We start from the raw sequence: 25060 nt of genomic DNA, 5'->3' as shown, positions 1-25060 counted from the left end.
GTAGCCTAGTAGCTTAATAAAGTAGACGGACTCTATGATAGAGCCCGTCTCTTTTTGTATATAGAAAAAGATAGTCAGGAAATGAATATTCCTGACTATCTCATGTTACCTAGCGTTGGCCTGGTGTATTGTTTTGGTTGTTATTCTGGTTGTTGTTATTATTGTTACCACCTGGGGTCTCGTTGCCGTTACCCGGATTTTCGTTAGCGGCAGAAGAACTTGATGAGCTTGAAGAACTTGACGATTCTTGTTGACGTCGTTGATCTTCTTGGCGTCGCTGTTCTTCTAGTTGCGCACGGTAGGTGGACCAGAAGTTAGCCAATTCTTCATCCGTTGCACCGAATAAGAACTTGTAGTTCAATTCTGGAGCTGGATGGCTGACCTTAAAGAGATCCTTGTAGGTTGGACCGGTGATGGAAATAGTCCCGCCATTATCTAGACGCATGGTCCCTGGCTTAGTACCAGTTTGTTGTAAGACGTCCGTTTCTTGGACACTAGATGGACGGTTGAATTTCCGGTCTACCCCGAAGATATCTGGACGGGCAGCATAGAGTTCATTGACTACATTAGCCCAATAACGTTGGCTCCGTTCACTTTCACGACCGTAGCCGTCGTTGATATTGATGGTATAGTTTTGGAAACGGCTGTCATAGCCAATCCAAGAACCGATAGTGATACTTGGTGTAGAAGCAATAAACCAGACGTCCTTAGAGTTCTCACTAATCCCGGACTTAGCAATCCAGTCACCACCCATGGTCATGTAGCCCTTGGCAATCCGACCAGTACCTTCTGTCATGGTATTACGTAGCATATCAATCATAAGGTAGTTGGAATCTTCACTGAAAACTTGGGTAGGGTTGCTTTGGTGCTGGAAGACGACATTACCAGCCGCATCTTCAATCCGGTCGATGAAGTAGCCGTCACGGTAGTTACCATTGTTGGCAAAGGTCGCGAAGGCCCGAGTTTCTTCTAGGACAGTTGGACCACTTGAAACCCCACCAATGGCAAAGGCTAAGTTCTTGATGTCTTCTGGCGTATAGGAGGCAGCTGGGTTAAAGCCCATTTTTTCCAAATAGCCCATGACATCAACTGAGCGTTTTTGCATTTCTTGGTAGACCCGGACAGCAGGCAAGTTATCCGATTTATAGAGGGCAACCCGAGCTGATTCGGCGCCACCACTGACTACGTTACCATAGTTAGTAGGGGACCAAGTCGTACCATCTTCGAAGGTTTGTGTAAATTCCGTATCTGGAATAACCGTTGATGGATGAATCAAGTTCTCCTGAATAGCAGGGCCATAGACGGCCAATGGCTTAATGGTCGAACCTGGGGAACGACGAATACCAAAAGCATGGTCGATTTGGTTATTTTCAAAGTCTGTCCCTGCGATAAAGCCTAAGACTTTACCGGAGTTGTTATCCATGACCACCATCCCATTTTGAACCTTCTCAACATAGGAGGTTTCTTGGCCAGTTTCAGGGTCTGTATAGACGCCTTCATAGGCCATCCCTAAGTCATTAATGTGTTTCTTAGCGGATTCCTGCAAGAGGTCGTAGATTTGTTGATCAATAGTTGTGTAAACCTTATAACCACCAGTCTTAAGTTGCTCTTCGGCTTCCTTATAGTATTGGTTGTACCAGTTGTCATCTTGATAAACTTGAGTCCAAGTTAATTTATCACGCTCAATATTGAGACGCATGATTTGCTCGATAGCGCCTCGCTCCATTGCTCGGTAGAGGTAGGATTGGCGTGTGACACTTGGGCTGCCGGCTGGCAAGAAGTCAGCCTTAATATCATAGTTGAGAGCGGCTTGGTAGTCGGCCTCGCTAATTTTATGGTTACGGTACATGAAGTAGAGGACGTCCTTCATCCGGCCAATCCCGGCTGATAAGTCGGTCTTAAGCTCCCCGTTTTGTTGGTAAGGGGTGTAATTGTAAGGGTCCTGCGGTAAGCCAACCAAGAAGGCTGCTTGAGCCAGGTTTACCTCGCTAGGCTTCTTACCAAAAATCCCTTCTGAAGCTTTCTCAATCCCGGCTACGTTATCCCCGTTATGGTCACGACCAAATGGTGACACGTTGAGATAGGCAGTGAGGATTTCATCCTTGCTGAAGAATTGCTCCAGACGGAGGGCCAAGAGAATTTCATTGGCTTTCCGGAAGAAGGTGACATCATTAGTTAAGAGACGTTGCTTGACCAATTGCTGGGTCAGGGTAGAACCACCGGTCCCGCTACCTGGTGACAAGACTTCCTGTAGGGTAGCCCGCAGAATTGCTTTAGGCACAACCCCCTTATGTTCATAGAAGGAGGAGTCCTCAGTCGATACCAGACCATTGACGATGTTAGGCGAGATATCAGATAGGCTAGTCACAGACCGAATGACATCGGCTTGGACGTTAGCAATCGGTGTCCCGTTAGCATAGTAAATGGTGGATTGCTGTTCCAACTTGTTAATCTTGGCAGCCATTTCTTCACGATTAGGCACCTTGGTGTCAGAGACTAGGTGGGCAAAGTAACCAGCCCCAGCCCCAGCAGCTAAGGAACCTAAGAGGAGGCCAATCAAGACGATATAGAGGGCAATGCGGCGAACTACATTGACTGCCACATTAAGACCTAAGAAAATCTTTTCTCTGGCAGTGTAGTTAGACAGGTCAATGACCTTAGCCTTGGATTTACCTTTTCCTTTGGCTTTACGACGTTTGCGTTCTGAATCTTGGCTAGCACCTAGTCCGGCAGCGGCCAAATCTAGGGCAGCGGGCGCTTGGTCATCAGATTCAGTTTCTGAATCTTGACTTTGAGCCCCTTCTTCTACATCATGGCTTAGGTCTGACTCAGTCTCGTTGGTATGAGCTTGGTCAAAGTAATCTGGGTCCAAACTAGCTTGCTTGCTAGTCTTAGCCGTCCAATCCAAGTCATAGTCGTCTAAACTTGAGTCTGAATCAGAATAGTCTGATTCATGCTGCTCTGAGGTCTCCCCAGCTAAGCTTGACTCTAGATCTGTTGGTTCAGATGTTTGAGGAATCAAGTTTTCTTGACTATCAACGAGTGACGGCGCTTCATAATCTGATTGCTGATCATGAGATTTTTCTTGATGAAGGTTAGCTTCAGCCTCAACTTCCTCTTGGGAACTTGTTGGCTCGATAGATAGATCGTCCACTTCTTGATCCAAGTGATTTGGCTCATCTGGATGGATTAAAGAAACGGGCACTTGTTCAGTTTCTGACTCAATTTCAAGTCTATCCTGAGATACTGCTTTAGGTTCTTGATAACTTGAGCCTCTAGCACTTTGTTCTAAGTGCCCAGCTTCTTGGCCTTGGCTTGAGTCATCTACAGCAGAGGTCTGATTTGGTACCTCAATAGGTGTAATGTCATCGAAAATGGACAAGAGCGAACTGAGTCGGGCACGACCTCGTGATGAAAGGTGAGGGCCTTCTTCTTGGCCTTGAGAGCTTTCCAGTGAATCTGCAGCCTGTGACGTATTGCTAGGCTCCAAGTCTGACTTGGAGTCATTTGAGTTAGTGACTGATTGAGTAGGGGCAGGGCTTTTCACTTCGCCCACTTGGTCTTCTTTAGGCTGATCTGAACTTGGTCTTAATAAGTCAGCATCTAAAGGTTGATAGACACGAGCCTCTTCTTTCTCGTCTGAGTCTGATTCTAACAAGCTCTTTTCCTGAGTTTGCTTAGCTCTTGCTTGCTCAAGATCCAGGTTACGGCGTCGTTCGCGTTCTTTTTGGATATCGGCAGGACTTGGCAGGGGTTGACTAGCCGCACTGTCTTGGTCGAGCTCAATGCGAGGTTGGTAAACGCGACTAGCAGGCTTAGAACTAGCAGAAGATTCTGCAGATAAGTCTGGCATGTCAACAGGTCCTGCTAGCCCTAGGTCTGTGCTAGCTTCTTCTTCTGGATTTTGGTCGTGATTATCTCGATTGGCAATGCCGGCAAAGAGCCGACGCCGACGAGGGCCTTTGTCAGAAGACTCGGATGAGCTTGAAGTCTCCGGGCTTAACTCGCTTTGCTGCACTAGTTCTGGCTTAGCTTTAGGCTCTGAAGGTTTAAGAACTTTCTTCTTCTTGGCTTTTTCCTTGGCAGGACTAACAGGGTCTTTTTCTGTTTCCTCTTGGAAAAGATGAGATTGGAAGTCCTGGTCGGACACTTGGTTAGTCTGCTTATAAGGGTTGGCTTCATCAATACTTGGATTGAAGTTAGAGAAGAAGTCACGGACGCGTTTGACAGAGCGATCGATGAACTCGGAAGATTGAGCCATGACGGTCTTTTCATCCGACTTAGGTTGGTAATGCCAACTATCTTGATCTTGTTGCCCCTGACTAGAAGTTGAGTCAGGTGTTTGACTGCTCTCTAGCAGGTCTTTGTTAGTTGAAGTAGATGCTTGATCATTACTTTCAGCGTTCGCTTGTCGAGCTTGTGCTTGTCTGCGGGAATAATCTTCGTAGAAATTATCCCAGCGTGATGGCTTAGAAGTTGCCTCGTTTGAAGGCGGGGTAGAATGACCCCTTGAATCCTCTTTATCAGGCTCGATGTCAAAAGAGACATCATAGTAATGCTGGTCCGATTGTTCGGACACTTTCTTCTTGTCATCGTCTAGTGTCATTCATTCACCTACTTTCCTTATGGGGTATGGCTCTTAAGCCGTTACTTGATCATTTAGGGATTCGCCTAAGGCATTGAGACGAGCTTCCCATTCTTGATTAGTCAATTTGTTTTCCGCAATGTAGCGGTTGCGTGGGTGGCGACGGCATTCTGGGCAGCAACCACGAACGTATTTGTCTTCATTTTCAACGCTTGTTAGGATACGACGGTTACATTCTGGGTTCCCACAGTTAACATAGCGTTCGCATGGGGTGCCATCGAACCAGTCTTTCCCGATTACAACAGGATCTACGTGGTTAATATCGACCGCAATTCGTTCGTCGAAGACGTACATCTTACCATCCCATAGTTCGCCTTTTACTTCAGGATCTTTACCATAAGTAGCAATCCCGCCATGAAGTTGGCCGACATCTTTATAACCTTCACGTACCATCCAACCGGAGAATTTCTCACAACGGACACCACCTGTACAGTAGACAACGACACGCTTGTCCATGAACTTTTCCTTGTTGTCGCGTACCCATTGTGGCAATTCGCGGAAATTGCGAATGTCAGGACGGATAGCTCCACGGAAGTGACCTAAGTCAAACTCATAGTCGTTACGTGTATCAAGGACAACGGTGTTTTCGTCTAGCAAAGCTTCCTTGAATTCTTGTGGTGACAAGTAAGCACCAGTAGTTTCCAATGGGTTGATATCATTATCGAAGTCGTTATCTTCTAAGCCCAAGTGAACGATTTCTTTTTTGTGACGAACGAACATCTTCTTGAAGGCTTGCTCTTCTTCTTCGTCAATCTTGAACCAGAGGTCTTCCATACCTGGTAGGGAGTGGACATAGTCCATATATTTTTGAGTAGTTTCGTAGTCACCTGAGACAGTCCCGTTAATCCCTTCGCTCGAAACGAGGATACGGCCCTTAAGGCCAATGGACTTACAGAAGGCCAAGTGGTCAGCTGTAAACTTCTCAGGGTTCTCGATGTTAACGTACTTGTAGTAAAGAAGTACGCGAATTGGTTTGGTCATAATTTACCTCCTTGTAGTTGCAAACTACATAAATTTATGGATAGTATCATTATACGGCAAAAAAGGCTTGAGGACAACTTTTGAGCCGGTTTTTGCGCTATCTGTAAGAAACTTGTAACCTCCCTACACAAGTGGCTCTAGTATGCCAAAAAAGCTGGCCAGACTAATTCTGGGCCAGCTTTTGGTTGAAGCGTTCTTGAAGATGATGTTTGTGATGGTGATAGGCTAGAAAGAGGGGAACGCATGCGCCTAGCCAGGCCAGAGGACTGGCAATAGCTGGGCCGACGAAGCCTAGATATTGGCTGAGAATCAGGGCAGCACTCATCCGCATGGTCAACTCCATAATACCGGCAATGGTCGGAATTAGGCTGTCGCCAAGCCCTTGCAAGGTATAGCGATAGATGAAGAGTAAAGCTAATAACCAGTAAGCAGGCGCCGAGCAGTAGAAGAAGACTTGACCATAGTGGGCCATTTCCAGCCCTTGGCTACCCTCTGCAAAGAGGGTAACAACCTGTGCTCCGGTCAGCGCTAGGATGACGCCAGACACTAGCGCAACACCGACAGATAAGAAGGTCATTTGGCGGACGCCTTGACGGATACGGTCAAATTGGGCGGCACCAAAGTTTTGGCCCACGTAAGTTGCCATGGCAATCCCAAAGGACATGAGCACTAAAATCACAATCTGTTCAATTTTAGATGCGGCGCCATAACTTGCGATAGCTAGAGGACCTAACTGATTGAGAGCCACCGTGACCGAAATGGAGCCAAGGGCAATAATAGAGGATTGGAAGGCCATTGGAAAGCCCATATTGAGGTGATAACGGATTTCTTCAGCTACTAACATGGCCTTTTGCCAGGAAACCTGCAGTAGTGGCCAACGGCGATGAATAGCCCAGAGGCAGAGGACAACCGAGACAGCTTGTGACAAGACTGTCGCGAAGCCAGCACCCGCAACCCCCATGCCCACGTTCACGATGAAAACATAGTCTAAGACGATATTGGTTAAGGCCGCGATGATGAGGAAGTAGAGGGGCGTCCGGCTATCACCCAAGGCCCGCATCATATTACTTAGTAAATTGTAAAGCATGGTGACAGTACAAGCGCTGAAGATAACGATGAGATAATCGTATGTATATTGAATGATTTCAGGTGGCGTCATCATGATTTCTAGAATTTGGCGGAGGAAGAAGGTAGACAGGAAGGTTAAGGCCATGGAGACGCAGAGCGCGATGGTCCAAGCAATAGTGACCGAACGTCTTACCTTATGGAAATCCCTAGCACCAAAAGCTTGAGCCAGAGGGATTGTTAAACCTGCCGTCAGCCCTTGAGCGAAGCCCAGAATCAGGAACATGACGCTAGAAGAAGCTGAAATCCCGGCTAGGGCATCTCGCCCCATGGTGCGTCCAACAATAAAGGTGTCGACCATATTATAGACAAGCTGGAAAATATTACCTATTAGGAGCGGAATGGAGAAGTTAATAATGCGTTTGAGGGGGGACCCAGTGGTCATATTATGCATAAGTGACTCCTTTATAGTCAGAATGAATACTCTGAGTATAAAGGAGTCACTTAGCAAAATCAAGTAGCTTTGGCGCTATTTCAAACAGGAATTTAGTCATCCCACTGAACGGTATAGTAGTCAGCATCTTTGGCTTGAATCAGGGGAAAATTGGTCCGGTAAATAGAGCCGTCTTGGTCTTGCTCGAGGTACATAACAAAACCATTAGGGTAGAGGGACAGAATCTTGGAATAGACATGGTCCTGGTCAATAATGACGGTTTTGATTTCTTGGTCGCTAGCGAACCAGTCCGTCACTAAGTGGAAATAGGAACCGATGGAGACTTTGGTTTCATAAACAAGGGTCGTAATAATGGATTGATTCATGGTTAACGCTCCTCTTTTTATAAGCTATTTCTATTATAACAAGGAAATGGGGGCGGTTTCAAACAAAAATTCGAAACTATCTTACAAATTCTTGTCGGATTGGGAAATTTTTGACTTATAAGCTATAAAAAGCGCGCCAAACGTGCTATAATAAGAATTAGAAACGGTTTCATTCAGAAAGGGTGGGTCGTATGAGAGTCAAAGTCACTAAGTCAGAGCGTGAGCTCATAGAACGTGAGCTGAGACGGGGGACCACTAAGTCTCGGATAGCCTCCCTCTTGCATGTCAATTTCGAGACGGGTTGCCAAATGATTCAGCGAGTCCGTGAACAGATTCGGCCTGAGATTGGTGACCAGATACGCTTTACCTTCCGGCAGGTCCATATGCGGGGGACCATCCGTAAACTTCTGACCAACAGCGCTGTTGTCGACATCGATTGGCTCCGGTCAGATCCGACCATGAAGGATATTTGTACTAGCCGCACCATCGTCAATTTCAAGGATATTGTCGCCTACATCAACTGTGAGCATCTCATTCAAGATGATGAGGAAGGGGAAGAGCCCCTAAGTCCTGCTGCTCAACAAGGGATTTAAGCACACAGCGTCTAACATAAGAGCCTCCTATCACGTGTTTGCGATAGGAGGCTCTTGGTCTGAAGACTATTGTTCTTGGTAGATTAATTGATAGAGCTCAGCCGCGACAGTTTGATAAGTCTGGCGATGCTTAGCATCTGGTACTAGATCGTAGGGAGTCGGTAGGTCATTTTCCGTTAAGAAAAGCTGGAACCACTCCTTGGCTGAACCGAAGGCTTCTTCAAAATAGGGGTAAACGGTTAAGGCCTGAAGGACAAACTGCTGGGAAAACTCAATCATGAGATGAGGATTGAATTGTTCGCAGTAGTCCTCAATCACCTGAAGACCAGCTACATAAGATGGTTGGTGACGGTAATCCTGGAGTTTGGCTACTGTCAAGTCATGTACTTGGCCAAACCAGTTGTAGGTTACTTTACCTGGATAGTTCTGATAGAGTAGGAAATGTAAGACGTCACTCTTGATATATTGAGGTAGGTCTGAATGAGTCAGAATGGCCTTAAAGAAAGGCAAGGCCTTGTCTAAAGGCAGGTCGTAGGTATATTTAAGGAAACTGAGTAACTCAAAGCCTTGGCCGTCATAGATTTGATTGATAAAAGTCTCAATGGCTTCCTGACCTTGATCCAGGGCTTGCTCCAAGCGCCGGGCTAAGCGCTGGGTATGATTGAGTTGATGAATGAATGGTAAGAGGTCTTCATTGTCCCATCCAGCTGCTTGGAAGCGTGCTTGAAGCTGATAGAGTCGCAAGAGGGCAGCGTCTAAGTCGTAAAGGAGAGACAGACTAGCTCCATATAAGAGGAGAACATTCCAATCATTAACGGCTTCTATATCAGGGAAATAAGTTTGCCAACAGTTCAAAAGGTCAGCTTTTTGTCCCCGAGCAATATATAATTTAATCAGTTCCTCGAAGACATGAACCTGAGGATCCGTCTCGTAACTCTTGATAAGCAATTCTTGTGCACGGCCAAAGTCATGGACCTTGAGGGCACTGAGTGCTTTGCGATAATATTGGTCCGCATGGGTCGGAAATTCAATTACATCACTCATTTTGCCACCTCTTTCTTGTCAATACTTAAATCCGTGCTATACTAGTTATATTATAGCACAATACATTAATAGTTTGTAGACAAATAACCGATAAGGAGCGAAAAAATGCTGAAGGTTTATACGGATGCTGCCTTTGCCTATAAAAATCAATCGGCCGGCCTAGCCATTCGGATTCTGGCGCCTAATCAACTCTATGAACAAGTTGTTTTCCTCCAAGAGTTGGCCGACAATCACCAAGCAGAATTTTTGGCCATCCTTCACGCCTTAGACTGGTTGATAGAATTGGGCCTGACCCAGGACTTTATCTGGTTACATGCAGATAGTCAAGTGGCCATTCGAGCCATTGAAAAGTCTTATATTAAGGATTCACGTTACGCCCCTATCTTGGATCATATCCTAAATCGACTGGATCACTTTCCCAATCTCTATGTCAAATGGATAGCTGAAAAGGAAAATCAGGCGGCCGACCAGTTAGCAAAATCGAGCCTTAATAAGGCAGTTAGCTGGAAACGGACATCGCTTCGCTAGCCAAGTTGGCTTTTGCGTGGCATAATAGAGATAGTTAATCAAGGTCTGGATCTCAGATTTATGAGGCTAGATTATGTGACTAAAAGTGCACAATTCACTAGGGTGCGAACGTATATTCGCTAGCATTCTTAGGCATTTCGTGGCATAATAAATTGAATAGACTTCTCTATTTAAGATAGAATCATTAATTCTTCTGAGAAAGAAGCAATCATTGATGGAGGTAGATGAGCGATATGGCAGAAAAAAATTTAACCGCTAAAGATATTTTACAAAAAGAATTTACCCGCGATTTTCGTGGTTATAAAGCATCTGAAGTAGATGAGTATTTGGATAGCATTATCCGTGACTACGATTCTTACCAAAAAGATGTGGCGACTTTGAAGAATGAAAATGAGCGCCTAATCAGCAAAATTGACGAATTGACCAAGCAACTTGCTTTGGCTAAGAAGAACAACGTGCCAACCTCACCAGGCTCTGGTGTTACTAACTTCGATATCCTCAAGCGTCTCTCTAACTTAGAGAAGCATGTCTTCGGGTCTAAGATTGGTAGCACAGACAACACCATGTCTTATTCAGACCTGACACGTTTCCAATAAAAGAACCTCAAGTAGATTTTAGGTAATCGCGGCTAGCGATAGTTGAGGAAAGTCCATGCTCGCACAGGCTGAGATGCCTGTAGTGTTCGTGCTTAGCGAAACCATAAGCTAAGGTAGTGCCTAGCGCTAACGGCAGGCAAAAGGTCTAAGGCTTCGGCTATGACTGAGTAACCTCTAAGGTGCCACAGAGACGAGGCTGGTTGGAAACAACTAGCGTGGAACGCGGTAAACCCCTCGAGCGAGCAACCCAAATAGTGACCTAGTTTCTAGGTATACTGGTCGGGGCACTTTTCCTAGGGAAATGAACCGATGGAAGAGGCGGGTCACCTAGTGGCCGGCAGACAGATGATTACCCCACTTAAGGTGTATCGCCTATTTCCCTTAAGTGACAGAACATGGCTTATCGAAATTTACTTAATAGGCTTTTGCTTAATACAACAAAGGCGCTTCTCCCTCTCTGGTGAGGAGGGCCTTTTTTCTAAGGGCAGGAGTGTCTTGCCCACAACGACAAAATAAAGATGAGGAGCCCCTGATGAAAAACTATAACTTATTGGCTACCGTTGCCGCCGGCATTGAGTCCGTGACGGCCCAAGAATTAAAGCAGCTAGGCTATCAAGTGCAGACGGAGAATGGGCGCGTGCGCTTCACAGGGAATGTCCAGGATATTGCTAAGACCAACCTATGGCTAAGAACGGCTGACCGTATTAAGATTGAATTTGCTAGTTTCCAGGCCAAGACCTTTGAAGCCCTCTATGATTTGACTTACGCCTTGCCATGGGAAGATATTTTGCCTTTGGATGCCAATTTTCCTGTGTCCGGCAAATCCGTCAAGTCCCAGTTACATAGCGTACCTAACTGTCAGAAAATCGTCAAAAAGGCTATTGCTAGTCGCCTCATGTCCTACTACCATCGTCGGACCAATTTGCCTGAGACAGGGGCAGTCTATCCTATCGAAGTCTCTCTGGTCAAAGACCAAGTCAGCCTAACCCTGGATACTTCTGGCACTTCCTTATTCAAGCGTGGCTACCGGGTAGAAAAAGGGGCAGCGCCACTCAAAGAGAACATGGCAGCTGCCTTAGTCATGTTAACGACTTGGTATCCTGACCGACCACTCTACGACCCATGTTGTGGTTCGGGAACCATTGCCATTGAGGCAGCCTTGATTGGTCGCAATACTGCGCCAGGCCTTAAGCGAGAATTTGCGGCAGAGCATTGGACTAGCTTAGATCCAAATTGCCAAGTTTGGCAGCAGGCGCGCCAGGAAGCCCAAGCTCAAGCCAAACCAGATGTCATGATGGACATTGAAGCCTGCGACATTGACCACCGTATGGTTGAAATTGCTAAGGCCAATGCTCAAGAAGCTGGAGTAGCAGATACGATTTCCTTCAAGCAAATGCAACTTAAAGACTACCGTCCTAAGGTTGACTACGGTATTTTGATTGCCAATCCGCCATATGGTGACCGGATGTTGACGGAAGAGCAGGTTCACACCCTCTATGCAGACATGGGCAAGCTCTATAGCCAAATGCCGACCTGGAGTAAGTATATTCTAACCAGTGACGAAGCTTTCGAGACCTACTATGGAGCCAAGGCAACTAAGAAACGCAAGCTCTATAATGGCGCCCTCAAGGTAGATTATTACCAATATTGGGGTGAGCGGAAACCCCGTCAAGCAAGCCATGATAAGTAGATATTAATAGCAAAAAATCCCTCAGCAGATTCTGCTGAGGGATTTAGTCTGTTATGGAGATGAGGGGAATCGAACCCCTGTCCAAGTATCTCGCCACAATCGAGTCTACGTCAATAGTCTAGCTATTTGATTTAGCGCAGAGACCGCCACTAGACGGGCTGTCATCCTTGCGAGTCTGATTATCTCTTCGTGATTTAACAGACGGATAAATCACGCGTATCCCACTTAAATAAAACCAGCTACTAGCACATGGGCGATGTTAGGCTGATTTTCCGCTGCAGGTTATTAAGCTGCTAAAGCGAAAGAGTTGTTTTGGTTGTTTGCAGTTATATTTAACTGTAGCGTTTTAAGGCGGACGCAACCCTCCTGACGCATCAAAAGCTCGAACAATACCTGTCGAAACCGTGACATCCCCTAAAGGATAGCTCGATTCTATCAATAAAGGGCTAAATTGTCAATTAATCAGCTTGGGAGCCAGGTTTAAGGGATTGACTTTTGCCCCTATAATCTTTAAGCTAATAGGGTAAATAATTTTTTAGGAGGTCACCCCATGACTAAGAAATATCATGTGGCCATCTGCGGTGCGTCTGGTGTTGTTGGACGTAAAATGCTGCAAGTATTACACGAACGAAACTTTCCATTTGAGACTTTAACCTTGTTCGCTTCCAAGCGTTCAGCTGGTAAAACCATTAGCTATGCTGGTAAGGACTATGTCATTCAAGAATTAACGGAAGAGGCTCTTCAAGCGCCGATTGAGATTGCCTTGTTCTCAGCTGGGGGCGAGACTTCTAAGCATTTTGGGCCAATTGCGGCTAGTCGTGGTATCTACGTAATTGACAATTCCAGTGCTTGGCGTATGGATCCTAAGATTCCATTAGTGGTGCCAGAAGTTAACGGTGATGTCTTAAAGGCGGAAGACCATCTGATTGCCAATCCTAACTGCTCGACTATTCAGTCAGTCGTGCCATTAGCTGTTCTACAACCATACGGCTTGAAGCGCGTCATCTACAATACCTATCAAGCAGTATCAGGGGCAGGTCAAGCCGGTATTAATGACTTAGAAAATCATACGACTGAAAAATTCCCTTATTCAATCAATAAAAATGTCTTGCCACATATTGATGTCTTCACTGAGTCTGGCTATACCAAGGAAGAAATCAAGATGATTGAAGAAACTCGGAAAATTCTACGTATGCCAGACTTACGTGTAACAGCTACTACAGTTCGAGTTCCAATCAAACACTCTCATGCTGTCTCTATTAACGTTGAATTGGAACGAGACTTTGACTTAGCAGACATTCGTCAAGCCTTCCAAGAAGCAGAGGGGATTATCCTCTTGGATGATCCTGCTAACCTTAAGTATCCACTTCAGTCAGAAGTGGAAGACCATGATGAGGTTTATGTTGGACGAATTCGTCGTGACGAGTCAGTTCCTTATGGCCTCAATATTTGGGTAGTAGCTGACAACATCCGCAAAGGAGCGGCCACTAACACCATTCAAATCGCAGAACAACTCATCAAAGACGGTATTCTCTAAGGAGAGACTAGGCGCCCAAGCGGCGCCTTTTTATATTATTAGTAAAGTGTTTGGTTGATAGTACTAATTAGGATAAGTCCCTCTCGAAGTATTCTTGTCTTAATTAATGCCTCGAACTAATTAAGACAAGTCCGTTTGTTTAATGTTCTTTTTAATGAATTGTTTTCACTATAAATTGATTAAGGATGGCTAAAGGCTTTCGTAATAGGGGTTTTAAGAGATTTGTTAGGACTATTTGGCCATGCCTAGGGATTGACAGACGGCCTATAAAACCGTATGATAGAGGGTGTGGTTGACACATTATTTATTTTGAAATCATCAAAAAATTTGAAATGAATAACGATAATAATGAATAGATTAATAGGAGGTGATACGATGGACCTATTGCAGCTCACCTTCGCAGTAATCGTTGCTTTAATTATCGGGGTAGTGATCGGCTATATTTTCAAGAAGAAAAGCGATGAAAAGCACATCGGAAATGCTAAGGCAAATGCAGAATCCATTGTTGATGCGGCTATTGCACAGGCTAAGACCCTCAAGCGGGAAGCCTTGTTCGAAGCCAAAGAAGAAAATCTCAAGTACCGTAATGAATTAGAACAAGAACTGAAGGAACGCCGGACCGAAGTAACTGGAATGGAAAAACGTCTCCTTCAACGGGAAGAGACCTTGGACCAAAAGAGTCTGATTTTAGACAAACGTGAACTCAACCTTGAGAGTAAGGAACAAGACTATCAAAAACGTCAAAAGACCTTGACCCAACAGGAAGAGAAGGTTCAAGAATTGGTCGTTGCCCAACAAAGTGAATTAGAACGGGTGGCAACCCTATCGCGTCAAGAGGCGCAAAACATCATTATGACTGAGACAGAGCAAGCTTTGTCCCAAGAAATTGCAGTCATGATTCGGAATGCAGAGCAAAAAGCTAAAGATGAAGCTGATCGCAATGCCAAAAACATTATCTTACAAGCCATTCAACGGAGTGCTCCGGACATTGTATCTGAGAATACAGTGACCGTAGTACACTTACCAAGCGATGACATGAAAGGTCGGATTATTGGGCGTGAAGGCCGCAATATCCGTACTTTGGAAAGCTTAACCGGGATTGATTTAATTATCGATGACACGCCAGAAGCAGTCGTATTAAGCGGTTTTGATCCAATTCGACGTCAAATTGCTAAGTTGGCCCTAGAAAAACTGATTCAGGACGGCCGGATTCATCCAGCGCGTATTGAAGAAATGGTGGACCGGGCGCGTCGCGAGATTGACGAGAAAATCCGTGAAATCGGGGAGCAAGCGACCTTTGATGTGGGGATTCATTCTCTCCATCCTGATTTAATTAAGATTATTGGTCGTCTATCCTTTAGAACTAGTTATGGGCAGAACGTCTTGAACCATAGTATTGAAGTTGCCAAACTTGCTGGCGTTATGGCTGGTGAGTTAGGTGAAGATGTGGCTCTAGCCAAACGTGCAGGTCTCCTGCATGATATTGGTAAGGCGCTTGACCATGAGATTGAAGGCTCACACGTTGAAATCGGGGCAGAGATTGCCAAGAAATATAACGAGCCAGAAGTCGTAGTGAATGCTATTGCTTCCCACCATGGTGATACTGATCCAACTTCAACCATTGCTATCTTGGTAGCTGCGGCCGACGCCTTATCAGCAGCGCGTCCAGGTGCTCGCAGTGAATCCTTGGAAAGCTACATCCGCCGTCTGGAAAAATTAGAAGAAATTTCTAATAGCTTCCCAGGCGTGGCTAATAGTTTTGCTATTCAAGCTGGGCGTGAAGTCCGTGTCATGGTTCGTCCAAATGAAGTCAATGACGCTGGCGCCTCACGAATCGCTCGTGATATCCGCAACCGGATTGAAGCAGAAATGAACTACCCAGGCAATATTAAAGTAACCGTTATTCGCGAAACGCGCGCGGTTGAATACGCCAAATAATTGATGGAGAGGTTGGAACTTGTTCCAATCTCTCTTTTTGTGTATTTTTGGGGGAGGTTGCGAGTTGAGTTTGATGGCGCTTACTCTGATGCAGGGTTTCTAAATTTCATTTAAGACCCTCGGGTTACTCTTAGGTCAAACAAATCGGACTTTCCTTTATATTTTGACCTTTTTGTGTTAAAATGTAGAAGAAAAAAAGGAGGCGATGAGGTGGTTCGTTACGGACAAATAGTCAAGGCCCGCATCAGTGACAAAAATGAGCGTCACTTTTTCGCACAATATGAAGGTGAGACCTTCACCGTTCTACCGGGGCAGATAGATATACAAAAGTACCAAGTTGGTGACCAGATTGAAGGCCTTATCTATGAAACCAAGGCCCGCAAGAAAGTAATTCAAGTTGACTTGCCAACTATCCGACCTGAAATCTATGGTTGGGGCAGTGTGGTCAGCACCCGTAAGGATTTAGGCGTCTTTGTTGATATTGGCTTGCAGGATAAGGAAGTAGTCGTATCCTTGGATGACCTACCCCTTAATACAGCTCTCTGGCCTAAGAAGGGTGACCGGCTTTTCCTAACTTATCAAGTGGATGCTAAGAATCGTTTCTGGGGCAAGTTGATTGAACCTGAAGCTATGCAAGCCTATTTTAAGCGTGCAGCTCGTGCTATGAAGAATCTCAATGTCACAGCTACCGTTTATAAGGTTAAGTTAGCGGGTTCACTTTGCATTACAGACGGTGGACACTCGGCTTTCTTACATGAAAGTGAGACTCTTGATACTCCACGTCTCGGACAAGTCTTGCAAGCTCGTATTATCGGCGTGCGTGAAGATGGTGGCCTTAATTTGTCGGTTAAACCACGAGCTTATGAAGCCTTGGATGATGATGCCGGTATGATTCAAGCCATCTTAAGAAAAGCACCCGGACATTATTTGCCACTGTATGATAAGTCAGATCCAGCGACTATCCAGGCTCAGCTTGGTATTTCTAAGGCCCAGTTCAAACGTGCCGTTGGGACTCTAATGAAACAGGGACTTATTCGTCAAGTCAAAGGAGATGGACTCTATCTGACGCAAGTCCAAGACTCAAGCTCAGAGACTGATTCATTAGGCAATGACTATGAAATTTAGCCAATCCGTCCAGGATTTTGAACGTTATCTGCTCCTAGATATGAACCGGTCCGCCAATACCATACAGAGTTATGGGCGTGATTTGGCCAAGTTCCAAGCCTATCTGACAGAGCAGGGGATTGACAAGGTAGAGGCGATTGATGAGGTCACGGTGCGAGCCTTTCTGGCAAAACTCAGCCAAGATGCCTATGCGGCTTCCTCAACTAGTCGCATGCTATCCAGTTTGAAGCAATTTTTCCTCTTTTTACGCAAAGAGGGCATTCTGGAAACAAATCCCATGTCTTTGGTCCATCGGCCCAAACAAGGGAGACATCTCCCTAAAGTCCTAACGGCTTCGGAGATTGAAGCCTTGCTTCAAGCGCCCGACACTAGTAGCCCGCATGGTTTGCGTGATCGGGCTATCTTTGAACTCATGTATGCCACTGGTTTGCGGGTAACAGAGTTGGTTCAGCTTAAATTAGAAGATTTGCACTTAGAATTAGGTTTTATTCAGACTCTAGGGAAGGGGGACAAGGAGCGTCTGGTCCCCCTAATTGATGAAGCCATTGAATGGCTAGAGGCCTACCTGGAGCAGGTCCGTCCTAGTTTCCTAAGATTAGCTGGCTCTGCCAGTCCGCAAGAAGTCTTTTTGACAGAACGGGGCAAGGCCTTCACCCGTCAAGGAATCTGGAAAAATCTCAATAAGTATGTGGCTTTAGCTGGTATTAAACAAACCGTCTCACCTCATATGTTGCGTCATTCTTTCGCAACTCATCTGCTAGAAAATGGTGCTGATTTGCGTATGGTTCAGGAACTACTGGGCCATGCGGATATTTCAACGACACAGATTTATACCCATATCAGCACCCAACGTTTGCAGGAAGTCTATCGTAAGTACTTCCCGCGCGCGTAACTTGTCATCCTCCGACTGGAGAGGTGGCCTAATAATCAAGACGGTCATTCACTGACCGTCTAGGAAAAGAGGAAAAAGTATGAAATTCAAACGTATTCATTTAATTGTCTTAGATTCTGTTGGGATTGGTGAAGCTCCAGATGCTGCAGACTTCAATGATTTAGGGAGCCATACCCTAGGCCATATTGCAGAAGTTGCGGGTCTAAAGGTTCCTCATATGGCGGAGCTAGGTTTGGCGAACATTGAGCCCCTAGCTGGCCTAACACCTGTGGCATCCTCCAAGGGTTACTGGACTAAGTTAGAAGAAGTGTCAGCTGGTAAGGACACTATGACCGGTCACTGGGAAATCATGGGGCTAAAAATTGAAACACCATTCCGCGTCTTTCCAGATGGATTCCCAGATGAATTAATTGAACGTATTGAAGCCTTTTCTGGTCGTAAGGTGGTCTGCAATGCCCCAGCTTCTGGTACTGAAGTGCTTGACCAATATGGGGAACATCAAATGAAGACAGGGGACCTAATTGTTTATACCTCTGCAGACTCTGTCTTACAAATTGCCGCCCATGAAGACATTATTCCATTAGAAGAACTTTACCGCATCTGTGAGTATGCCCGTGAGATTACCTTAGAAGATCCCTACATGTTGGGACGTATTATTGCGCGCCCATACATTGGGACCCCTGGCAACTGGACTCGTACTGCCAACCGTCATGACTATGCCTTAAGTCCTTTTGCAGATACAACGCTGGACTTCTTGAAGGCAGGCGGCTATGATGTGATTTCCATTGGGAAAATCAACGATATCTTCAACACTAAGGGGATTACGGATGCCGTTCGGACCAAGTCTAACATGGACGGGGTAGATCAACTGCTTAAGATTATGGACCGTGACTTCACTGGTTTGTCCTTCACTAACTTAGTGGACTTCGACGCCATTTACGGTCACCGTCGTAACACAGAAGGTTATGCCCAAGCCTTAGAAGATTTTGACAACCGTTTGCCAGAAATCTATAGCAAGCTGCGTCAAGATGATTTGCTCTTGATTACTGCTGACCACGGCAACGATCCAACCTATAGCGGGACTGACCACACCCGTGAATATGTGCCTATTCTGGCCTATAGCCCATCCTTCAAGCAACCTGGTGAGCTCAAGGCGCGTTACTATAGCGATATCGCAGCCACCATTTCCGATAACTTCGGTGTTGCCAAGACTGAACAAGGTTCTTCATTCTTAAGCCAATTAAATTAGGGCATAGTCAGTAAGGAGGAAAATAAATGTTTACAGAAACCATTCAATACTTACAAGACCAGGGTTTAACTCATCCACAAGTTGGTTTAATCCTAGGTAGTGGCCTTGGAGAGCTTGCTGAAGATGTGGAAAATGCTATCCGCATTCCATATGAAAATATTCCTAATTTTCCAGTCTCTACAGTTGCTGGCCATGCTGGTCAATTAGTTTATGGGGACTTGGCAGGTAAAAAAGTCTTGATTTTACAGGGCCGTTTCCATTATTATGAAGGTTATGATTTGAACACTGTGACTTACCCAGTTCGTATCTTCAAGGAACTTGGGGTAGAAACTGTGATTGTAACCAATGCGGCAGGTGGGATTAACACTTCTTTCCAACCAGGGGACTTAATGATTATCACGGACCACATTAACCTAGCGGGTAATAACCCACTGATTGGGGCTAACTTAGATGCTCATGGCCCACGTTTTGTGGACTTAACAGAGACCTATAGCTTGCGCGGTCAAGCCATCTTACGTCAAGCTGCTGCCAAAGAAGGAATTCATCTCCAACAAGGGGTCTACACTTGGGTTACCGGGCCGTCTTATGAGACGCCTGCTGAAATTCGCTACATGCGGACCATTGGTGGTGATGCAGTTGGAATGTCAACCGTGCCAGAAGCCATTGTGGCTAAACATTGTGGTATGGAAGTCTTAGGGATTTCATGCATTACCAACTTAGCAAGTGGCATGCAGTCTAGCCTCAACCATGAGGAAGTCATGGAAATCTCTGCTAAGGTAAAACCACGCTTTAAGAACTTAATTAAAAATACCCTAGCTTTACTTTAAGCGACTTGCCAGATTGCTAGGGAAGAAAGGAGTACGCCGTGCTCATTAAATCTAAAAATAAAAATGAAAAGATTATTCTCGGCCTGCTGTCCTATACCTTAGAGGAAGGGCAGCACCAAACCGACCTCTTGCAGTCGATTTTGGAAACCTACCGGCAATCTGATAGCAAGGAAATCTATCTCTATCGAGAGCAAGACCAAGATAATTTCATTGGCTTAGTTGGGGTTGAAACCTTTCAATCGCCTGGCAACGAGTCAGAACATCCAGAGTCAGTCGTTATTGACCGTATTGCCCTCTTACCATCATTCCGCAATGAGTCTGTAGGTTATCAGATTTTCTGTGAACTTAAGGAGCGTTATCCTAATAGCGCCTTCTTAGGGTCTCGTCTGACCTCAGAACTTCTTGTCAAATGGAGCAGTCGTTATGCCCAAGAACACCAAGAATCTTAAAGGTCATCAGGGGCAAGATAGCTCCGTGACCAAGGACAAGCAGCAGCTCAAGCTCCAATTGGCCTCTTTTCAGGGGCCCTTTGACTTGTTACTGCACTTAATTAAACAGATGAAAGTGGATATTAATGATATCCCCATGGCCGAAATTACTAGTCAGTACTTGGCTTATCTTCACTCTATGCAAGAGCTAGAGTTGGACCAAGCTGGTGATTACTTAGTGATGGCGGCCACGCTCTTGGAAATCAAGAGTCGTCTGCTCCTACCTATCGAGCCGGATGCTGAATTGGATGGCGACTATGAGCCTGGTGATCCACGTCAAGTGTTGGTGCAACAACTGCTCTTGTATCAACAATTTCAAGATGTGTCCTCACTACTAGAAATGCGCCAAGAAGCTCGTGCAGCCCTCTTTTCTAAGCAAGCAGATGACTTGTCGGACTACCAGGACCAAATCCCGCTACAAGAAGGGGAAATTAGCCTGGATCAACTGGTGGCGCGTATGCAAGATGTCTTAGCCCGCCAACTAGCTCGTCAGCCTTTAGAACGCCAAATTCATCATGATCCTTTGACAGTGGAGCAGAAGATGGATGATATTTTGGCGCGTTTGGAGCGATTAGAGCGGCAAGAACGCTTGTCTTTTGAGCAGTTGATTGACAAGGCCAGTCGCCCAGAAATTATCACGACCTTTATGGCGCTTCTGGAGCTAGTACGTAAGCAGTTCATTGTTTTCTACCAGGCTGAGGCCTTGGCACCAATTGAAATTGAAAAAATAGACGGAGTCGAATAGATGGAATTAATTACCCGCCTGCATGGCATTATATTTGTAACAGGAATTGAAGGTGTCAGTCGTAAAGATTTGGCGGCTAGCCTTCAGGTGCCCTTAAGTCAAGTGACAGATGCCTTGCAACAATTACAATTGAATTTACAGGAAGATCCGCTATCACCGGTAGAACTGGTTAATTACAATGATCAGTACCGTCTGGTGACTAAGGCAGAATTGGCGCCTGATGTGGAGGCTTATGCTCACTCACCCTTTACCCAGAAGCTCAGTCGCGCTGCCGTTGAGACGCTAGCCATTGTAGCCTATCGTCAGCCGATTACCCGTATGGGGATTGATGAGATTCGTGGCGTATCCAGTATCACCATGCTACAAAAGTTGCTTGCTCGCGACTTGATTCGTGAAGTGGGTCGGCTTGAAGCGCCCGGGCGTCCAGTCCTCTACGGGGTGACGGATTACTTTATGGACTATTTCGGTCTCAAGTCTTTGGAAGATTTACCAAATATTGAGCCACTTAACCTCAATGATGAGGTCACTTCGGATGAATTATTTAATACCAAGCAATGGCAGATTAGTCTAGATGACGAAGTGTCTTATCAGGATGTGCCATTCCTTGATTCCGATTTAGAAGAAGGGGAGGAGGATTAGATGGATCGTTTGCAGAAAGTGATGGCTCATGCAGGAATTGCTAGTCGTCGTAAATGCGAAAGCTTGATTACGGAAGGTCGGGTTAGCGTTAATGGCCAGACAGTGCGTGAATTAGGAACTCAGGTATCCAGTAAGGACCGTATAGAAGTAGATGGCGTTCCAATCTATCGAGAAGAACCCCGCTATATTCTGATTAATAAGCCAAGACATGTCATAAGTGCCGTGTCCGATGACAAGAACCGTCAGGTCATTCTAGACTACATTCAAGGCATTGAAGAGCGAATTTATCCGGTCGGACGTTTGGACTATGATACGACTGGGCTTCTGCTCTTGACCAACGATGGGGCATTTGCTAATCAACTCATGCATCCGCGCCACCAAATTGATAAGGTCTATGTAGCCAAAGTCAAAGGGATTCCATCTGAAAAGTCACTTGCTCGACTTGAAGCGGGTATTGTGTTAGATGGTAAGAAAACAGCCAAAGCCAAGGCTCAGCTCTTAAGCCAGAATCTGGATAACCAGACGGCAATTGTAGAGCTGACCATTCGTGAAGGTTGGAATCATCAAGTTAAGCGTATGTTTGAAGCGGTGGGGCACCCAGTCAACAAACTCAAGCGGGAACGCTATGCTTTTCTGACGCTAGGCAAGCTCTTGCCAGGAGAATGGCGAGAGTTAACCGCTCATGAAGTCAATAAGCTTAAGCAAATGAGTCAGAGCGAGGGACAAGCCGGTCAAGAAGCAAGGAAAGCTAAACCTAAGCGTATAATGGGGCGTCCAACTGGTCAAAAGCCTTCTCGCAAATCATCTGCGTCTAGCTCAGCCCGTAAGGCTAGAAAAGGGCAGTCCAAGCCCAAACCTGCCAGAAATTTTTAATAAGAAGATGCCCGGCTAGGCAAGTCGGGCATCTTGTGCTATAATGAAGGTATCAATCGAATAATACAATTAGTCTTCAGGGCAGGGTGAAATTCCCGACCGGTGGTAAAGTCCACGAGCCTGGTACCTTAGGGTCTAGGTTGAACTGGTGAAATTCCAGTACCGACAGTAAAGTCTGGATGGGAGAAGTAAGCTAATTAACAGATAGATTCACAGGGTTTATTTGTCTTTGCTGCGTTTACTTTCCCAAGTAAGCGTATTTTTTTGGCTTCTAGAAGACGAATAAAAGGAGGAATATCTATGAAAAACATGCGATTGACACGTCAAGTATTACTGGCTATTTTAGGAGCCTGGGCAGTGGTTTTCCGACTGCTCGATTTTCCTTTGTTGCCATCGGCACCATTTCTTAAGTTCGACTTTAGTGATGTGCCAGTCTTCATTGGGCTCTTGATTAATGGACCAATTGGGGCTGCAGTGGTAGCTTTCATCCGCGATTTCATTGAATACCTACGTAAGGGAGGAGAAGCAGGGATTCCGCTAGGGGTTAGCATGAGTTTCATTGGCACCATGACCATGATGTTGATGCTACATTTTTACCTGCGTCGCAACAAGGGCACATGGCAACTTAAGCAGATTGTGCTCACATGTGCCAGCTTGGCTGTTAGCTTGACTATTATTATGAGCTTGCTCAATTATTTCATTGCGCTCCCTATTTATGTAGAGGTCATGCATTGGCCAATCAAAAATATGGTAGAAATGGTCTTAGTAGCCATTGTGCCATTTAACTTACTTAAGGGAGCTATCTTAGGGATTCTCTTGTCCTTGGTTTACAACCAATTAAAGGCATATCTGATTAAGAGGGGCTTCATACTAGTAAACTACCAATAAGAAGGAAAATGACCGGGACTAGTCCCGGTCATTATTTATGTGCTTATACTTAGTGTGAAGTGGCAGAGGTATCGTCTACTTCCTCAATCGCTCGAGTCGGACAATCAAAGATGGCAGACCGTGCTAAAAGCTGTGCTTGCTCAGTGGCATCTTCTTGCACAAAGGCAATTCCATCGTCTTCACAATCAAAGACTTGTGGAAAATTGAGATAACACTTACCGCAAGCAATGCATTTTTCCGATTGAACAATTAACTTAGACATACAAAAACCTCCTTTTATATTACAGAAATGTTACAGAGCCTTATCAAATTCATATAAAAGCGTTTACTTCCACCGTATTTTTAGCACAGGTCGCTTAGAATATGGTACTATAAACTAGTAAATACTAATATGTGCAACATGTGCCCTTTATGGATCTAGTCACATTGTATCATATTTTAGGAGGAATTTTGATGTCTGAAGAACAAAAATCAAATTTCGATCAAGAAAATTTGAATGAATCATCAAATCAATCATCGGAAACGTCAGGCAAGTTTAGAATGCCATGGAACAACAAATTTGGCGAAGACGAAAACTTAAAAAATCGACAATACTCTCGGACGGCTCGTAACCAGCCAGAACGTGAGGCAACTACCTTATCCAAGGTCTTGCTCTTTATGGTTATCTGCGTATGTATCGTACCATTCATCCTTTTCTTCTGGGTCAATGCGTCACGTCCACAGAATCCATCACCACGGACGGCTTCACAAGTTTCTATCTCTCGGGCTGAAAGTTCAAGTGCAAGCTCTAGCAGTGCTAGCGAATCTAGCTCAGCTGTAGCCTCAGCTTCAAGTCTTGAATCCAAAGCAAGTGAATCTGGCCATGGTTTGAATAACCAGCAAGGTGAGCAACCTAACCAAAATCAACAAGGTCAACAACAAGGCCAAAACCAGCAAGGTCAACAACAGGGTCAAAACCAACAAGGTCAGCAACAGCAAAACCAAGGTGGTACGACTTATGTGGTACAAGCAGGGGATTCTTGGTATCGAATTGCAGCTAATAACGGAGTTTCTTTAGACGCCTTATTAGCAGCGAATGGTGCCTCACTTGAAACCACCATATTGCCTGGTCAAACCATTGTTATTCCATAAAAAAAATTGAGAACTCCCTAGTTTTAGGGTAGAATAGAGCTTAGGAAACTAAGCTCTATTTTTTTGTAGAGAGATAGAAGAGGATGAAGCATAGATGACACATTTGACAATTGCAATTGACGGGCCTGCTTCCTCAGGCAAAAGTACCGTCGCTAAGTTATTGGCTGGCCAATTAGGTATTACTTACATTGATACAGGAGCGATGTATCGTGCAGTGACTTTAGCGGCGCAACGACAAGGAGTGAGTGTAGAGGATCAGTTGGCCTTAGAGAACCTATTAGCCCAACTTGATTTGTCCTTCCGTCGTCAAGATGGAGTACAACACGTTTATCTGGGAGAAGAAGATGTTTCATCTGCTATTCGTAGTGTTGCAGTAACGCAAGCAGTCTCTGAGGTATCAGCCCAACCGCTGGTCCGTGAGGCTCTGGTAGCCATGCAACAAGCCATGGCAGCTAAAGAATCCGTTGTAATGGACGGCCGGGACATTGGTACCGTGGTATTGCCTAACGCCAGCATTAAATTTTTCTTTGTTGCCGATGTAGCAGTTCGTGCTGCGCGTCGTTATAAGGAAAACATTGAACGGGGCATGACCGATCAGACCTTAGCAGAGATTGAAGCAGACATTGAGGCGCGGGATTTATACGATAGCACTCGGGAACATAGTCCGCTTAAACAAGCAGAAGATGCTATTTTAGTGGATACAAGCCACGAGACTCTAGATTCGCTCTTGGCCAAACTCACTGAGATGATTCAAAAGCGAATGTAAG

Annotated in this window: 22 protein-coding genes, 2 other RNA genes, 1 pseudogene and 1 riboswitch; of the genes and pseudogenes, 18 read left to right on the top strand and 7 right to left on the bottom strand. The window is 45.3% G+C overall.

Annotated features, from left to right (window positions below; translation table 11 throughout):
- Nucleotides 1-109 precede the first annotated feature (109 nt).
- From GCWU000182_RS09535 to GCWU000182_RS00950, 4 genes are all read right to left on the bottom strand, one after another.
- Complete coding sequence (locus GCWU000182_RS09535) at nt 110-4606, bottom strand: transglycosylase domain-containing protein (protein ID WP_023390857.1); 4497 nt, start codon at nt 4604-4606, stop codon at nt 110-112.
- Nucleotides 4607-4639: 33 nt separating this feature from the next.
- The gene (gene trhO / locus GCWU000182_RS00960) at nt 4640-5626 is read right to left on the bottom strand and encodes an oxygen-dependent tRNA uridine(34) hydroxylase TrhO (RefSeq protein WP_023390856.1); all 987 of its coding nucleotides are present in this window, start codon (nt 5624-5626) and stop codon (nt 4640-4642) included.
- A 163-nt stretch (nt 5627-5789) separates the two neighbouring features.
- Nucleotides 5790-7145, bottom strand: a complete 1356-nt coding sequence (locus GCWU000182_RS00955) for an MATE family efflux transporter (RefSeq protein WP_023390855.1) — start codon at nt 7143-7145, stop codon at nt 5790-5792.
- 92 nt (nt 7146-7237) lie between these two features.
- A complete protein-coding gene (locus GCWU000182_RS00950; RefSeq protein ID WP_023390854.1) occupies nt 7238-7510 on the bottom strand; it encodes a hypothetical protein in 273 nt (90 codons plus the stop codon).
- Between the two features lie 191 nt (nt 7511-7701).
- Here GCWU000182_RS00950 and GCWU000182_RS00945 point away from each other — a divergent pair, with 191 nt between their 5' ends.
- A complete protein-coding gene (locus tag GCWU000182_RS00945; RefSeq protein WP_023390852.1) occupies nt 7702-8103 on the top strand; it encodes a DUF2187 domain-containing protein in 402 nt (133 codons plus the stop codon).
- 66 nt (nt 8104-8169) lie between these two features.
- Here the strand turns inward: GCWU000182_RS00945 and GCWU000182_RS00940 are convergent, their stop codons facing one another.
- Complete coding sequence (locus tag GCWU000182_RS00940) at nt 8170-9147, bottom strand: hypothetical protein (RefSeq protein ID WP_023390851.1); 978 nt, start codon at nt 9145-9147, stop codon at nt 8170-8172.
- Between the two features lie 105 nt (nt 9148-9252).
- Between GCWU000182_RS00940 and GCWU000182_RS00935 the strand changes: the two genes are divergently transcribed.
- From GCWU000182_RS00935 to GCWU000182_RS00925, 4 genes are all read left to right on the top strand, one after another.
- Nucleotides 9253-9675 (top strand): ribonuclease HI family protein, encoded by a 423-nt coding sequence (locus tag GCWU000182_RS00935; protein ID WP_023390850.1) that lies wholly within the window; start codon nt 9253-9255, stop codon nt 9673-9675.
- Nucleotides 9676-9908: 233 nt separating this feature from the next.
- Complete coding sequence (gpsB, locus tag GCWU000182_RS00930) at nt 9909-10271, top strand: cell division regulator GpsB (RefSeq protein ID WP_035363835.1); 363 nt, start codon at nt 9909-9911, stop codon at nt 10269-10271.
- Between the two features lie 14 nt (nt 10272-10285).
- An RNA gene (rnpB, locus tag GCWU000182_RS09740) (RNase P RNA component class B) lies at nt 10286-10679 on the top strand.
- Nucleotides 10680-10803: 124 nt separating this feature from the next.
- On the top strand, nt 10804-11961 hold the full coding sequence (locus GCWU000182_RS00925; RefSeq protein ID WP_023390848.1) for a THUMP domain-containing class I SAM-dependent RNA methyltransferase: 1158 nt from the start codon (nt 10804-10806) through the stop codon (nt 11959-11961).
- A gap of 51 nt (nt 11962-12012) precedes the next feature.
- On the opposite strand, the gene ssrA is transcribed toward GCWU000182_RS00925, so the two are convergent.
- Nucleotides 12013-12376: a transfer-messenger RNA gene (gene ssrA / locus GCWU000182_RS09735) on the bottom strand.
- 135 nt (nt 12377-12511) lie between these two features.
- On the opposite strand from ssrA, the gene GCWU000182_RS00920 reads away from it, so the two are divergent.
- The 11 genes and pseudogenes from GCWU000182_RS00920 to GCWU000182_RS00870 all read left to right on the top strand — a co-directional run bounded on the left by GCWU000182_RS00920 (nt 12512) and on the right by GCWU000182_RS00870 (nt 23162).
- Nucleotides 12512-13498 (top strand): aspartate-semialdehyde dehydrogenase, encoded by a 987-nt coding sequence (locus GCWU000182_RS00920; RefSeq protein ID WP_023390847.1) that lies wholly within the window; start codon nt 12512-12514, stop codon nt 13496-13498.
- A 375-nt stretch (nt 13499-13873) separates the two neighbouring features.
- Entirely contained in the window at nt 13874-15436 is a 1563-nt protein-coding gene (gene rny, locus GCWU000182_RS00915; RefSeq protein ID WP_035363833.1) for a ribonuclease Y, read from the top strand.
- Between the two features lie 210 nt (nt 15437-15646).
- Nucleotides 15647-16561: a S1 RNA-binding domain-containing protein gene (locus tag GCWU000182_RS00910; RefSeq protein WP_035363832.1), complete on the top strand. Its 915-nt coding sequence runs from the start codon at nt 15647-15649 to the stop codon at nt 16559-16561.
- Nucleotides 16545-17453 (top strand): site-specific tyrosine recombinase XerD, encoded by a 909-nt coding sequence (gene xerD, locus GCWU000182_RS00905; RefSeq protein WP_023390844.1) that lies wholly within the window; start codon nt 16545-16547, stop codon nt 17451-17453. The genes GCWU000182_RS00910 and xerD overlap by 17 nt, the downstream gene beginning before the upstream one ends.
- Nucleotides 17454-17532: 79 nt before the next feature.
- Entirely contained in the window at nt 17533-18702 is a 1170-nt protein-coding gene (deoB, locus tag GCWU000182_RS00900) for a phosphopentomutase (protein WP_023390843.1), read from the top strand.
- Between the two features lie 26 nt (nt 18703-18728).
- A complete protein-coding gene (locus GCWU000182_RS00895; RefSeq protein ID WP_023390842.1) occupies nt 18729-19529 on the top strand; it encodes a purine-nucleoside phosphorylase in 801 nt (266 codons plus the stop codon).
- Nucleotides 19530-19567: 38 nt separating this feature from the next.
- Nucleotides 19568-19978 carry a hypothetical protein gene (locus tag GCWU000182_RS00890; protein ID WP_023390841.1) on the top strand — a complete coding sequence of 137 codons (411 nt, stop codon included), beginning with the start codon at nt 19568-19570 and terminating at the stop codon, nt 19976-19978.
- On the top strand, nt 19953-20762 hold the full coding sequence (locus tag GCWU000182_RS00885; RefSeq protein WP_023390840.1) for a segregation and condensation protein A: 810 nt from the start codon (nt 19953-19955) through the stop codon (nt 20760-20762). The genes GCWU000182_RS00890 and GCWU000182_RS00885 overlap by 26 nt, the downstream gene beginning before the upstream one ends.
- Nucleotides 20763-21401, top strand: a complete 639-nt coding sequence (gene scpB, locus GCWU000182_RS00880; RefSeq protein ID WP_023390839.1) for an SMC-Scp complex subunit ScpB — start codon at nt 20763-20765, stop codon at nt 21399-21401.
- Nucleotides 21402-22100, top strand: a pseudogene (locus GCWU000182_RS00875) (pseudouridine synthase); the annotation flags it as partial.
- Between the two features lie 242 nt (nt 22101-22342).
- A riboswitch (FMN riboswitch) is annotated at nt 22343-22469 on the top strand.
- Between the two features lie 105 nt (nt 22470-22574).
- Nucleotides 22575-23162, top strand: a complete 588-nt coding sequence (locus GCWU000182_RS00870; RefSeq protein ID WP_023390837.1) for an ECF transporter S component — start codon at nt 22575-22577, stop codon at nt 23160-23162.
- A 49-nt stretch (nt 23163-23211) separates the two neighbouring features.
- Here the strand turns inward: GCWU000182_RS00870 and GCWU000182_RS00865 are convergent, their stop codons facing one another.
- Complete coding sequence (locus tag GCWU000182_RS00865; RefSeq protein WP_023390836.1) at nt 23212-23424, bottom strand: ferredoxin; 213 nt, start codon at nt 23422-23424, stop codon at nt 23212-23214.
- A 191-nt stretch (nt 23425-23615) separates the two neighbouring features.
- Between GCWU000182_RS00865 and GCWU000182_RS00860 the strand changes: the two genes are divergently transcribed.
- Nucleotides 23616-24293 (top strand): LysM peptidoglycan-binding domain-containing protein, encoded by a 678-nt coding sequence (locus tag GCWU000182_RS00860; RefSeq protein WP_035363828.1) that lies wholly within the window; start codon nt 23616-23618, stop codon nt 24291-24293.
- Nucleotides 24294-24387: 94 nt separating this feature from the next.
- Nucleotides 24388-25059 (top strand): (d)CMP kinase, encoded by a 672-nt coding sequence (cmk, locus tag GCWU000182_RS00855; RefSeq protein WP_023390834.1) that lies wholly within the window; start codon nt 24388-24390, stop codon nt 25057-25059.
- The last annotated feature ends 1 nt before the right edge of the window (nt 25060 follow it).

The organism is Abiotrophia defectiva ATCC 49176 (assembly GCF_000160075.2).
Lineage (GTDB): Bacteria > Bacillota > Bacilli > Lactobacillales > Aerococcaceae > Abiotrophia > Abiotrophia defectiva.
This window is presented reverse-complemented; position numbering and strand designations above follow the sequence as displayed.

Bases quoted from the DNA above. Each gene is read 5' to 3' on its own strand.
- GCWU000182_RS09535 (WP_023390857.1), bottom strand. From the start codon at position 4,606: ATGACACTAGACGATGACAAGAAGAAAGTGTCCGAACAATCGGACCAG.
- trhO (WP_023390856.1), bottom strand. From the start codon at position 5,626: ATGACCAAACCAATTCGCGTACTTCTTTACTACAAGTACGTTAACATC.
- GCWU000182_RS00955 (WP_023390855.1), bottom strand. From the start codon at position 7,145: ATGCATAATATGACCACTGGGTCCCCCCTCAAACGCATTATTAACTTC.
- GCWU000182_RS00950 (WP_023390854.1), bottom strand. From the start codon at position 7,510: ATGAATCAATCCATTATTACGACCCTTGTTTATGAAACCAAAGTCTCC.
- GCWU000182_RS00945 (WP_023390852.1), top strand. From the start codon at position 7,702: ATGAGAGTCAAAGTCACTAAGTCAGAGCGTGAGCTCATAGAACGTGAG.
- GCWU000182_RS00940 (WP_023390851.1), bottom strand. From the start codon at position 9,147: ATGAGTGATGTAATTGAATTTCCGACCCATGCGGACCAATATTATCGC.
- GCWU000182_RS00935 (WP_023390850.1), top strand. From the start codon at position 9,253: ATGCTGAAGGTTTATACGGATGCTGCCTTTGCCTATAAAAATCAATCG.
- gpsB (WP_035363835.1), top strand. From the start codon at position 9,909: ATGGCAGAAAAAAATTTAACCGCTAAAGATATTTTACAAAAAGAATTT.
- GCWU000182_RS00925 (WP_023390848.1), top strand. From the start codon at position 10,804: ATGAAAAACTATAACTTATTGGCTACCGTTGCCGCCGGCATTGAGTCC.
- GCWU000182_RS00920 (WP_023390847.1), top strand. From the start codon at position 12,512: ATGACTAAGAAATATCATGTGGCCATCTGCGGTGCGTCTGGTGTTGTT.
- rny (WP_035363833.1), top strand. From the start codon at position 13,874: ATGGACCTATTGCAGCTCACCTTCGCAGTAATCGTTGCTTTAATTATC.
- xerD (WP_023390844.1), top strand. From the start codon at position 16,545: ATGACTATGAAATTTAGCCAATCCGTCCAGGATTTTGAACGTTATCTG.
- deoB (WP_023390843.1), top strand. From the start codon at position 17,533: ATGAAATTCAAACGTATTCATTTAATTGTCTTAGATTCTGTTGGGATT.
- GCWU000182_RS00895 (WP_023390842.1), top strand. From the start codon at position 18,729: ATGTTTACAGAAACCATTCAATACTTACAAGACCAGGGTTTAACTCAT.
- GCWU000182_RS00885 (WP_023390840.1), top strand. From the start codon at position 19,953: ATGCCCAAGAACACCAAGAATCTTAAAGGTCATCAGGGGCAAGATAGC.
- scpB (WP_023390839.1), top strand. From the start codon at position 20,763: ATGGAATTAATTACCCGCCTGCATGGCATTATATTTGTAACAGGAATT.
- GCWU000182_RS00870 (WP_023390837.1), top strand. From the start codon at position 22,575: ATGAAAAACATGCGATTGACACGTCAAGTATTACTGGCTATTTTAGGA.
- GCWU000182_RS00865 (WP_023390836.1), bottom strand. From the start codon at position 23,424: ATGTCTAAGTTAATTGTTCAATCGGAAAAATGCATTGCTTGCGGTAAG.
- GCWU000182_RS00860 (WP_035363828.1), top strand. From the start codon at position 23,616: ATGTCTGAAGAACAAAAATCAAATTTCGATCAAGAAAATTTGAATGAA.
- cmk (WP_023390834.1), top strand. From the start codon at position 24,388: ATGACACATTTGACAATTGCAATTGACGGGCCTGCTTCCTCAGGCAAA.